The organism is Kallipyga massiliensis ph2, from assembly GCF_000311985.1.
Lineage (GTDB): Bacteria > Bacillota > Clostridia > Tissierellales > Peptoniphilaceae > Kallipyga > Kallipyga massiliensis.
Genome location: NZ_HE978586.1, coordinates 206,983 through 218,885, shown reverse-complemented (window position 1 = coordinate 218,885; position 11,903 = coordinate 206,983). Strand labels below are relative to the sequence as shown.

The window sequence follows — 11,903 nt, the reverse complement described above, 5'->3', positions numbered from 1 at the left end:
ATTTTGACAGGGAGGAGGGCCTCCATGGGGAAAAATCAAGGGAGAAACCAGGTTCAATGGACAAAGACAAGGGACACTTCCGCCTTTCAATGGTTGGATGCCATGGAAGATGCCATCCGAGTAGTAAACCGGGACCTTGATGTGGTCTATGAAAACCGGGCCATGGTCCTTGAGTTAGCCCAAGATCCCATGCTGGTCAAATCTTTCCCCCTGGTTAATGCCGAGCGGGTCTTCCGGGATGGCCATGCTTACCGGACTGAGCTCTGCATCGGGCCGACTGTCTATTCCTTGACTTGCTCGCCCGTGATGGACGGGGAAGAGGTGGTCCAGGTGGTCCAGGTCTTTCGGGACATCACCAGCCAGTCCCAATTCACCAGCCAGCTTTACGGGGACCAGCTCCGGATCTCCCGGGAGATGAACTTTGCCCGGTCTCTCCAGGAGGATATGCTGCCTTCTTTGACCGCCTATGGCCCCCTCCGCTTCAACTACCGCTACTATCCCAACAATGAGCTTTCCGGCGACTTCTTCGACCTGGTCCCCTTGGGCCAGGGCAAGATCGCCCTTTATATTTCCGATGTGGTGGGCCACGGGATCTCGGCCTCCATCCTAACCATGTTCGTTCGCCAGGCCATGCGGTCCATTCTAAAAGAAGAAAAAATTCGCCAACCCGGCAAAGTCTTGGACTCGCTCAAAAGTCGCTTTACCGAGATCTCCATCTCCGATGACCAGTATTTCACCATTTTTTATGCCTTATTCGACACCCAGAACCACACCATGACCTATGCCAATGCCGGCCACAACGCCTTCCCTCTACTCAAGAGGGGAGACCGGGTGGAGGAAATTCAGGCCCGGGGTATGTTCATCTCCCCCCTATTCGACCAACACCGCTACCAACAGCACAGGCTGGTTTACCAGACCAATGATCGCTTCCTCTTTTATACTGACGGAGCAACGGAAACCATGAACGATGAGGGTCAGGCCTTTGGGGCAGACCGACTCATGGACCTGGTCCGTAAGTCCGGACTTTCCATGTTGGATACCATTGCTCAAACCATTGATGACTTCCGGTCAGGAAGCCAAAAGGATGATATTGCCCTCCTCCAGGTGGACTGCCTGGACTGAGGGATTGAATTTTTTTCCATGAAGAGGCCGGGGGGCAGGCTAGCGTCCCGACTGAAAAAACCAAGGAGGACCCATGAAGATTGATTTTTCAAATGCAGGATTTGACCGGGAATTTCAAGAAAAAAAGACCCTAGCCCAGGAGGCACTCCGGACCCTGGTGAAGGGAGAAGGGGAAGGGTCCGACTTCACCGGATGGATTAAGCTCCCCCGGGAGTACGATAAAGAGGAATACCGGCGGATCAAGGAAGCCGCCAAGAAGATCCAGGGCCACTCCCAGGTTCTGGTCGTCATCGGCATCGGAGGGTCCTACCTGGGCGCCCGGGCCGTCGTGGAGGCCTTTTCGCCCATCTATGAGACCGGCAAGGTCCAGGTGGTCTACGCCGGTAACCACATGTCGACGGAAGTCACCGCCCAGCTTTTGGACTATTTGAAAGACAAGGACTTCTCCATCAATGTCATTTCCAAGTCCGGGACCACGACTGAACCCGGTTTGGCCTTCCGCCTCTTCCGGGACCTCCTGGAAGAAAAGGTGGGGAAGGAAGGCTTGAAGGACCGAATCTTTGTCACCACCGACCGGGCCAAGGGAGCCCTGAAAAACCTGGCCGACCAGAGTGGCTATGAAGAATTTGTCGTTCCGGATGATGTGGGTGGCCGCTTCACCGTTCTTACTGCCGTTGGCCTCCTTCCCATCGCCGTCGCCGGGATTGACATCGATGCCCTCATGGCCGGAGCCCAAAAAGGGATGGACCTTTACCTGAACGAAGACTTCGACAAGAACCCCGCCCTTCAGTACGCTGCCATGCGAAATGTCATGGTCGACCAGGGCAAGTTCATGGAAATCCTGGTGGCCTATGAGCCCTTCCTCAAGTATTTCCAGGAATGGTGGAAGCAGCTTTACGGAGAATCTGAAGGCAAGGAGAGCAAGGGCCTCTTCCCGGCTTCTGTCATGAATACCACCGACCTCCACTCCCTGGGCCAATGGATCCAGGAGGGGCCACGGATCCATTTTGAAACCGTCCTCTGGATTAAAAAGGCGGGGAAGGAAGTACTCATTCCTTCCGATGCTGATAATGACGATATGCTCAACTACCTGGCCGGTCGCGACCTCCATGAGATCAACCGCAATGCCATGCTGGGTACCCTCCAGGCCCATGTGGATGGCCAGGTGCCCAATATCTACTTGGAGCTGGAGGAGTGGACGCCGGAAGTCATGGGCCAGCTCATCTACTTCTTTGAGGTGGCGGTCGGGGTTTCCGGCTATATGCTGGGGGTCAACCCCTTCAACCAGCCCGGCGTGGAATTCTACAAGGCCAACATGTTCAAACTCCTGGGAAAGCCCGGCTATGAAAACTAAGGTGTCCAAGCCGGACCTCGCTAAATATATCGACCATACCCTTCTCAAGCCCGATGCCGATGATGAGGCCATTGACCGCCTCTGCCGGGAGGCCGTGGAATACGGCTTCCGGTCCTGCTGCGTCAACTCCGCCAACGTCGCCCGGGTCCATGACCGACTTCAGGGGTCGGACGTCCTGACCTGCTCCGTGGTGGGCTTTCCCCTGGGGGCTATGTCCACCCCGGCCAAGGTCTTTGAGACCCGCCAGGCCCTCCAAGACGGGGCGGATGAAATCGACATGGTCATCAACATCGGCAAGGTCAAGTCGGGAGAGTGGGCCTATGTAGAGGAGGAAATCCGAGCTCTGAAGGAGGCATGCGGGGATAAGGCCCTCAAGGTCATCATCGAGACCTGTCTCCTGACCGATCCTGAAAAGGTGGAAGTCTGTCGGGCGGCCCTCCGGGCCGGGGCGGACTTCGTCAAGACCTCGACCGGATTTTCCACCGGCGGAGCCCGGACGGAAGATGTCCGCCTGATGAAAGAGACGGTGGGCGACCAGGCCAAGGTCAAGGCCTCCGGGGGCATCCATACCCGGGAAGAGGCCCTGGCTATGATTGAGGCCGGGGCGGACCGGATCGGGGCTTCCGCCGGCATCGCCATCGTGACAAAGGAGGATTGCTGATGAAGGGAAAAGAATCCACACTTGAAGAAGTCAAGGCCATCATTAAAGAGTCGCAAAACATGGTCTTCTTTGGCGGGGCCGGGGTCTCCACGGCCTCCGGAATCCCGGACTTCCGTTCCCCCAATGGCCTCTACCACCAAAAGACCAACCGGCCCTATCCGCCGGAATACTATTTCTCCCATGAGTTCTGCATGGATGACCCGGACGGTTTCGCCGACTTCACCCGGGAATGCTACCAATCCTACCAGGTTCCCCCTTCGGGAGCCCACCTCCAGCTGGCCAAGTGGGAGAAGGAGGGCAAGCTCTCCGCCGTCATCACCCAGAACATCGATGGCCTCCACCAGCGGGCCGGTTCCCGGAAGTTCTATGAGGTCCATGGAAATATGCACGACATCTACTGCCCCCATTGTGGCTACCAAGTTCCTACCGAGGACTTCATGGCCGGCAAGGGACGCTATCCCTGCCCACGCTGTGGTCATGACGTCCGGGCAGCCGTCACCCTTTATGGGGAGGCCCTCCCCCAAGTCGCCTTCAGCCAGGCCATTGAGGCTATCGCTTCCTGCGACACCTTTATCGTTGGAGGCACTTCCCTGGTGGTCTACCCGGCAGCAGGTCTATTGAATTATTATCGAGGAGACCGGATGATCCTCATCAACCGGGAAGCCACTCCGGCTGACAGCCGGGCCGACTATGTCCTCCATGGGGACATCTCCGAAATCCTGCCTGCCCTGGCCGACTAGCCCTACTTGAAAAAGACCTAGAGAGAAGGAATCACTTTGAAGGAAAAATTCCGCCAATGGATGGCGGGTCGCTATATCGGTGACCCCCTTAACCAGTTCATCACCCGCTTTGCCATCATCCTCATCCTCTTGAATATCATTTTGTTCAAGTCCCGGGCCCTGTCGGGCCTGTCTCTGGCCCTGGCCATCTATGCCTTTTACCGGTCCCTTTCCCGGGATATTGACAAGCGTTCGTGGGAAAATGCCGCCTTTCTCCGGAAAACCATGGGCTTCCGCAAGGGGGTGACCCGCTACCGGCGCCGGCTTTTCGGCGATGGGGGCTACCGCTATTTTGCCTGCCCTTCTTGCGGCAAGGAGCTCCGCGTGCCCAAGGGGAAGGGGAAGGTCAAGGTTCGCTGCCCCCACTGCAAGCATGAAATGGAAAAAAGAACCTGACCAAGAAGAGAGAGTGAACGGGGGCCCATGAAGGCCCCTTTTTGAGAGGAGGAAGGAATGGGAAAGTTTGTCCACCTACACCTGCACACCCCCTATTCCTTGCTGGACGGCTTCTGCAAGATTGATGACCTCATGGACCTCTGCCTGGACCAGGGCATGGATTCCGTCGCCATCACCGACCACGGCAATATGTTCGGGGCTATCCAGTTCTACGAGGCGGCGCAAAAAAAGGGGATCAAACCCATCATCGGCTGCGAGATCTATATGGCGGAAGACCAAACGGACTTCTCCAGCCGGGACCGCTACCACCTGGTCCTCCTTGCGGAAAACAATGAGGGCTACCATAACCTCATCAAAATCGTCTCCTCAGGCTATATCCATGGCTACCACCATGGTCGGCCCCATGTGGACAAAGCCGTCCTCCGGGCCCACGCCCAGGGTCTGATCGCCCTCTCGGCTTGCATCCAGGGGGAGTGCGCTCAGAGAGCCCTGGATTCTCCCTATGAAAAGGCGGTGGAGACGGCCTTGGACTATCGTGATCTTTTTGGCAAGGAAAATTTCTTCCTGGAGATCCAGGACCACGGGATCCGGGAGGAGGCCCTCATCGCCCGGACCTTTGCCAAGATCTCCCGGGAAACGGGGATTCCCCTGGTGGCCACCAACGATTGCCACTACCTCCGGCGGGAGGATGCCCGAGCCCATGATGCCCTCCTCTGCATCCAGACGGGGAAGACCCTGTCCCAGACTGACCGGATGAAGTTCCCCTCGGATGACTTTTACGTCAAGTCCTATGAGGAAATGGAGGACCTCTTCGGCGACTACGAAGGGGCCCTGGAAAACACCCAAAAGATTGCTGACCGCTGTCAGGTGGAGATCATCTTCCACCAGCTCCACCTCCCCCACTTCGATATCCCTACCGGGGAGACCAATATCGCCCACTTTGAGCGCTTGGTTACGGAAGGAATTGAGGACCGGTATGGGCGGGGGCCGGCGGAGCGGAAAGCCCGCTACGAAGAGGCCAAGGCCCGGGCCCGCCATGAGATGGATGTCATCGAATCCATGGGCTATGTGGACTACTTCCTCATCGTCCGGGACTTTGTGGCCCATGCCAAGTCCCGGGGGATCCCCGTGGGGCCGGGCCGGGGGTCGGCGGCGGGCTCCATCGTCTCCTACGCCCTCACCATCACCAACATCGATCCCCTGAAGTATGACCTCCTTTTTGAACGCTTCCTCAACCCCGACCGGGTCTCCATGCCGGATATCGACATTGACTTCGACTACGTCCGCCGGGATGAGGTGATCGACTATGTCAAAGAAAAATATGGGGAAGACCACGTCGCCCAGATCGTTACCTTTGGGACCATGGCGGCCAAGAACGCTATCCGAGACGTGGGCCGGGTCATGGATATCCCCCTGTCCCGGGTGGACCGGGTAGCCAAGGCCGTCCCCGACACCCTGAAGATTACTCTCAACGAGGCTATCCAAGAGGACCCCGATTTCAAGAAAATCTACCAGGAGGACCCCGAAAGCCACCGGCTCATCGACCTGGCCCGGGAATTGGAGGGAACCCCCCGCCACACCTCCACCCATGCGGCCGGCGTCCTCATCGCCGGGGAGGCGGTCGACCACTTCGTCCCCCTCTCCCGGTCCAAGGACCAGGTGACCACCCAGTACAACATGACCGAGCTGGAGAAGCTGGGCCTTCTGAAGATGGACTTCCTGGGCCTCCGGAACCTGACCGTCATCCGGGATACCCTGGAGATGGTGGAGGCCGGGACCGGTGAGGTTATCGACATCGATGCCATCGAGCTCCAGGACCCCGCTGTCCTCAAGGACTTCGCCCGGGCCCAAACCATTGGGATCTTCCAGTTTGAATCCACAGGGATGCGGAACTTCCTCCGGGAACTTCGACCCGACCGCTTCGAGGACCTGGTGGCAGCCAACGCCCTCTTCCGTCCGGGGCCCATGGACAACATCCCCCAGTATGTGGCTGCCCGTCATGACCCCGCCAAGGTCCACTACCTCCACCCCAAGCTGGAGCCCATCCTTAAGTCGACCTATGGGGTCATCGTCTACCAGGAACAGGTCATGCAGGTGGTCCAGCAGCTGGCCGGCTACTCCCTGGGCGGGGCCGATAACCTCCGCCGGGCCATGTCCAAGAAGAAGATGGCCGTCATGGAGGAGAACCGGAAGACCTTCATCTATGGAAACCTGGATGGGGAGGGGGCGAGCCTGGCGGAGGGGGATCCTGTCCCCGGCTGCGTCCGCCAGGGGATCCCGGCCGACATCGCTAACCAAATCTACGACCAGATGATTGAGTTCGCCAAATACGCTTTCAACAAATCCCACTCCGTGGCCTATGCCTATGTGGCCATGCAGACCGCCCACCTCAAGTACTACCATCCTACGGAATATATGGTGGCTCTTTTAACCTCCGTCATGGGGGATTATGATAAAATGGCCCTCTACCTCCGGGAAAGCCAGCGGATGGGGATCGGGATCCTGGGTCCCAACGTCAACTATTCCATGGGTCCCTTTACCGCTGAAGAAGGGAAGATCCGCTTCGGCCTCCTGGCCATCAAGGGGGTGGGCAAGGCCCTGGTGGATGCCACAGTGGAGGGAAGGATCCGGGACGGCAGGACTTATACCGACCTGGACGACTACCTCCGGCGGGTCCTGGCTGTGGACAAAAATGCCATGAACCGGAAGGCTGTCGAGGGCCTGATCAAGGCCGGGGCCATGGACGACTTCGGCCGTCACCGGTCCCAGCTCATGGTGGACCTGGAGACGACCCTGGATGCGGTTGTCGGTTCCCGCCGGCGGAACCTGGCTGGTCAGGTTTCTCTCTTTGAGGAGATGGACCTGGCACTGGCCGAGGAAGAACAAATTAAGGAATATGCGAAAGACCAGCTTTTGGGGTATGAAAAAGAAGTATTGGGCATTTACTTAACTGACCATCCCCTTTCTCCCTATAAAGATATCTTTGCCCCCCATGTGACCTTTTCTATGGAGGAGGTCCTCCAGGAGGACCGGGTCCAGAGTTTGGACGGCCGCTTTGTCAAGATGGCCGGCATCCTTCGGGGCCGGCGGGACCTGGTGACCAAGAAGGGGGAGAAGATGTGCTTCGTCCAGTTTGAAGACTTCTTCGGGGTCATGGAAGGGGTGGTCTTCCCCCGGATTTACCGGAAGACCCAAGGCTTGCTGGTGACGGATGCCCCCCTCCTCTTTGTGGGCCGTCTCCAGTACCAAAATGACAAGATCCAGCTTATTGTGGATGACGCCTACCCACCTGAAGCGATGACCAAGAGTCGGGTCTTTCTCAAGATGGATTCCCGGGACAAGACCGGCTACCGAAAGATCAAGGAGGTCCTGCTAGCCCATCCCGGTCACCTCCCGGTCATGATCTACTTTTCCGACCTGGACCAGGCTGTGGCCATGGACCCCAGGTTTTCTGTGGACGGGACCGATGGCCTAGTCCGGGCCCTCCGGGAGGTCCTGGGCCCTGACGGAGTGGTGGTTCAGTAGGGGAGGGGAACTCTCCAAAAAATAAGGGACAATAGAAGAGGAATGATGAGATGAAGAGAGAAGGAAATCAAGGAGGACAAATGCGCACCATTGCCATGCTCACCTCTGGAGGAGACGCTCCAGGAATGAATGCCTGCATCCGGTCCATCGCCCGAACGGCCCTCAGCAAGGGGGTCCGGGTCAAGGGGATCCGCTTTGGCTATGAGGGCCTCATGCGGGGAGATATCTATGAGATGAATGTCTCCTCGGTAGCGGATATTATCCAAAAGGGAGGGACCATCCTGGGTTCCGCCCGGTCTGAAGAATTCACCAAGCCGGAGGGCCAGGAAAAGGCCCGGAACATCCTCAAGAGCTTCGGCATTGACGGCTTGGTCGTCATGGGGGGAGACGGGTCTATGAAGGGGGCGGAAGCCCTGTCCAAGCTGGGCATTATGACGGCAGCGGTTCCCTGCACCATCGACAATGACCTGGGCTACACCGACTTCACCATCGGTTTCCATACGGCCGTCGAGACCGTCATCGAATCCATCGGCAAGCTCCGCGACACCTCCGCTTCCCACGCCCGGGCCGTCATCGTCCAGGTCATGGGCCGCCACTGCGGGGACATCGCCCTTTACGCCGGTTTGGGCGGCGGGGCCGAGTCCGTCATCGTCCCGGAACATGACTTCGACATCCAGATGATCACCGATCGGATCCTCCGGGGCAAGCTCCGGGGCAAGCGCCACCACATCATCGTCCTGGCCGAGGGGGTCGGGGAACCCTATGAGATGGGGAAGACCATCCGGGAAACCACCGGGGTGGACACCCGAATCACCATCCTGGGCCATGTCCAGCGGGGCGGGTCCCCCTCCTTCACTGACGCCAAATTGGCCTGTGTCATGGGAAGCGAGGCGGTCCAGGCCCTCTTGGACGGAGAGACCGCAGTGGCCATCGGGTCCCACGGCAAGGAGGTTTTCCGCATGCCTATTTCGGAGGCAGTCCGGGTTCCCCACGTCTTCAATGAGTCCATCTATGAACTGACCGGCATGCTGTCCAGCTAATGCCGGATGGTCCCAATTTTTCATCAACGAGAGTGAGTAGCTAGAAAGGAGTTCCTATGAAAAACACCAAAGTGGTATGTACCATAGGCCCCGCCTCGGAGTCTCCTGACATCCTCCGCTCCCTCATCAATGAGGGGATGAATGTCGCCCGCCTGAACTTTTCTCACGGGAGCCATGAGGAGCACCAAAAAAAAATCGAAACCATTAAAACACTTCGCCAGGAGATGAAGGTCCCAGTGGCCATCGCCCTGGATACCAAGGGCCCGGAGATCCGCCTGGGCACCTTCAAAGACCACAAGGCTGTCGACCTGGAGCGGGGGGACAAGATCACTCTGACGACCCGGAAGGTGGAAGGAAGCAAGGACATCATCTCCATTACTTATGAGGGCCTGCCTAAAGACGTCAAGCCGGGGTCCCGGATCCTGGTCGACGACGGCCTGGTGGAACTCCAGGTCCAGTCCCTGGAAGGGGGGACCGAGATCCACTGTGTGGCTCAAAACTACGGAGAAATCTCCGACCATAAGGGAGTCAACGTCCCCGGCACCAACGTCAAGCTCCCGGCCATGACGGAACAGGATAAGGCGGATATCCTCTTCGGCATCGAGGCCGGCGTGGACATGATCTTCGCCTCCTTCATCCGTTCGGCGGATGACGTCATTGAAATCCGCCGAGTCCTGGAAGACAACGGCGGGTCGGGCATCCAGATCCTGGCCAAAATCGAAAGCGCCCAGGGGGTGGAAAACCTGGAGGAGATCCTCCATTCCTGTGACGGAATCATGGTAGCCCGAGGCGACCTGGGCGTGGAAATCCCCACCCAGGACGTCCCCATCGTCCAAAAGAAGATCATCCGGATGGCCAACACGGCCGGCAAGCCCGTCATCACCGCCACCCAGATGCTGGACTCCATGTCCCGGAACCCCCGACCCACCAGGGCTGAGGTCAACGACGTGGCCAATGCCATCCTGGACGGGTCCGATGCCATCATGCTGTCGGGCGAAACGGCCGCCGGCAAGTACCCGGTGGAATCCGTTCGCCAGATGAGGCAGATCGCCGAGACGGTGGAGAAGTCCCCGGACTTCCTCAACTCCATCTCCGACCGATCCTCATGGGTCTCGCCTAACACCTCATCGGCCATCGCCCGGTCCACCGTCATGATTGCCCAGCAGATCGTCTGCCAGGCCATTGTCGCCGCCACCTCATCCGGCTTCACCGCCCGGCAAATCTCCAAATACCGGCCCATCATCCCCATTATTGCGGCCACTCCGGATATCCAAACCTACCACCAACTCTCCCTGGTCTGGGGCGTCACCCCCATGATGGCCCCCAATTCTCCGGCAACGGATGAGCTGGTCGACCAGTCCATCTATGCCGCCCTCAAGACCCAGCTGGTCAAGGAAGGCGACCAAATCATCCTAACCGCCGGCATCCCCTCCGGCTATGGGTCCGAAACCAACATGATCAAGGTCCACACCATTGGCAACATCCTGGTCATGGGCCAGGGGATCGGAAAGAAATCCGTCATCGGCAAGGCCGTCCTCGGCTCGACCGCCAAGGACCTGGAAGGACGCTTCCAGGAAGGGGACATCCTGGTCGCCCGCTTCACCGGCGCCGACCTCATCCCCTACATTAACCAAGCTTCCGCCGTCATCGTGGAAGAAGGGGGCCTCACCTCCCACGCCGCCATCGTCGGCCTCCACTATGGCAAGCCCACTATCATCGGGGCCCACAATGCCACCCGGTCCATCCAAGAAGGCGAAACCGTCACCGTGGATGCCGCCACAGGGATCGTCTATAAAGGCGAATCAACCGTCTTTTAAAAAGCACTCCCCGCCCGCGCTTAGACAAATTCCTCCGGAATTTGTATGCGCTTGGGCGGGGGTGCCTTTTTATTTGCCATGTGGGGGAGAAGGGGCGGCGTGGAGGGGGGCTGCGGGCGCAGTGCGGCCATGTGGAGCCCCCTTAATTGTCGGAATCCGGGGATAGGGCGGCCAAGCGGAGCCTCCTTAATTGTTGGAATCGGGGAACAGGGGGGCCATCATTAGCCCCCTTAATTGGCGGAATCGGGGAACAGGAGGGCTTCCATTAGCCCCCTCAATTGTCGGAATCGGGGGACAGGGGGGACTGTCATTAGCCCCCTCAATTGGCGGGATCAAGGGACAGGGGGGCTTCCATTAGCCCCCTCATTTGGCAGAATTAGAGGACAAGGGGGCCATCGTTAGCCTCCTCAATTGGCGGAATCGGGGAAGAGGGGGGCTTCCGTTAGCCCCCTCAATTGGCTGAATCAAGGGAAAAGGAGGAGACAAGGCGTTGAGTTCAGAGCCCGAGGCTGGAGCCACCGCCGTCAAGGGTGGCGACAATATCACTAAAAAGTGAAAGCAGTGTCTAAAACTGCTTGACCAGCCACACCTAAAGTTGCCAAACTCTACAACCTGCAGTTGATTTACTCAACCACATTTCTTCCGCCTACAACCACCAGACCCTATGGGCGGTTTTTTTTCCATGCTATACTTCTTGCATATCAATGAAGCAAGGAGACTTACTATGAGACAATTATTCTCGAATAAGTTATTTATGGCCCTGACCCTGTCGGACCTCATCTCCAATTTCGGCGATTCGCTTTTCTATTTGGTCATGATGAGGTATGTGTTGGATATTCCCCAGACGACCCTGGCCATGTCCGTCATCACCTTGACGGAGATGGTCCCTATGATCACCAATATGGTCAGCGGGGATCGGGCCGACCAAACCGAAAATAAGCTCGGAGCCATCCTGGTCACCCAATTATTGCGGGCGGTCCTCTATCTGGGGGTCTTCCACCTGATGTCCTTCCCTGTGGCTTTTTGGGTGGCTATGGCGGTTTCGGCCATCAACCTGGTCTCTGACCTGGCCGGACAATATGAGTCGGCCCTCTTCATCCCCATCTCCCTCCGGGTCCTGCCCAAGGAGGAGAGGGAGGGGGCCAACTCTTTCCGCCAGGCCCTTTTTTCCGGCTCCCGCATGATCTTCCTGACCTCAGGATCCCTTTT

The 11,903-nt window shown here is 58.1% G+C and carries 9 protein-coding genes; all 9 read left to right on the top strand.

Annotation, left to right across the window (positions count from 1 at the left end):
- The first annotated feature begins 24 nt into the window (after window positions 1-24).
- Entirely contained in the window at window positions 25-1,122 is a 1,098-nt protein-coding gene (locus HGKM_RS07665) for a PP2C family protein-serine/threonine phosphatase (protein WP_019134760.1), read from the top strand.
- A 73-nt stretch (window positions 1,123-1,195) separates the two neighbouring features.
- Window positions 1,196-2,476 (top strand): glucose-6-phosphate isomerase, encoded by a 1,281-nt coding sequence (locus tag HGKM_RS07660; protein ID WP_019134759.1) that lies wholly within the window; start codon window positions 1,196-1,198, stop codon window positions 2,474-2,476.
- Window positions 2,466-3,137, top strand: coding sequence for a deoxyribose-phosphate aldolase (gene deoC, locus HGKM_RS07655; RefSeq protein ID WP_019134758.1), 672 nt, complete (start codon window positions 2,466-2,468; stop codon window positions 3,135-3,137). The genes HGKM_RS07660 and deoC overlap by 11 nt, the downstream gene beginning before the upstream one ends.
- Complete coding sequence (locus HGKM_RS07650; protein ID WP_019134757.1) at window positions 3,137-3,877, top strand: NAD-dependent protein deacylase; 741 nt, start codon at window positions 3,137-3,139, stop codon at window positions 3,875-3,877. Before deoC ends, HGKM_RS07650 begins: the two co-directional genes overlap by 1 nt.
- A 36-nt stretch (window positions 3,878-3,913) precedes the next feature.
- Entirely contained in the window at window positions 3,914-4,312 is a 399-nt protein-coding gene (locus HGKM_RS07645) for a hypothetical protein (protein ID WP_019134756.1), read from the top strand.
- 57 nt (window positions 4,313-4,369) lie between these two features.
- Window positions 4,370-7,837: a DNA polymerase III subunit alpha gene (locus tag HGKM_RS07640; protein WP_019134755.1), complete on the top strand. Its 3,468-nt coding sequence runs from the start codon at window positions 4,370-4,372 to the stop codon at window positions 7,835-7,837.
- 80 nt (window positions 7,838-7,917) lie between these two features.
- Complete coding sequence (gene pfkA / locus HGKM_RS07635; protein WP_019134754.1) at window positions 7,918-8,877, top strand: 6-phosphofructokinase; 960 nt, start codon at window positions 7,918-7,920, stop codon at window positions 8,875-8,877.
- A gap of 56 nt (window positions 8,878-8,933) precedes the next feature.
- Window positions 8,934-10,694 carry a pyruvate kinase gene (gene pyk, locus HGKM_RS07630; RefSeq protein ID WP_019134753.1) on the top strand — a complete coding sequence of 587 codons (1,761 nt, stop codon included), beginning with the start codon at window positions 8,934-8,936 and terminating at the stop codon, window positions 10,692-10,694.
- 724 nt (window positions 10,695-11,418) lie between these two features.
- The coding region (locus tag HGKM_RS08865) for a hypothetical protein (RefSeq protein WP_019134752.1) at window positions 11,419-11,903 on the top strand (485 nt) is incomplete at its 3' end.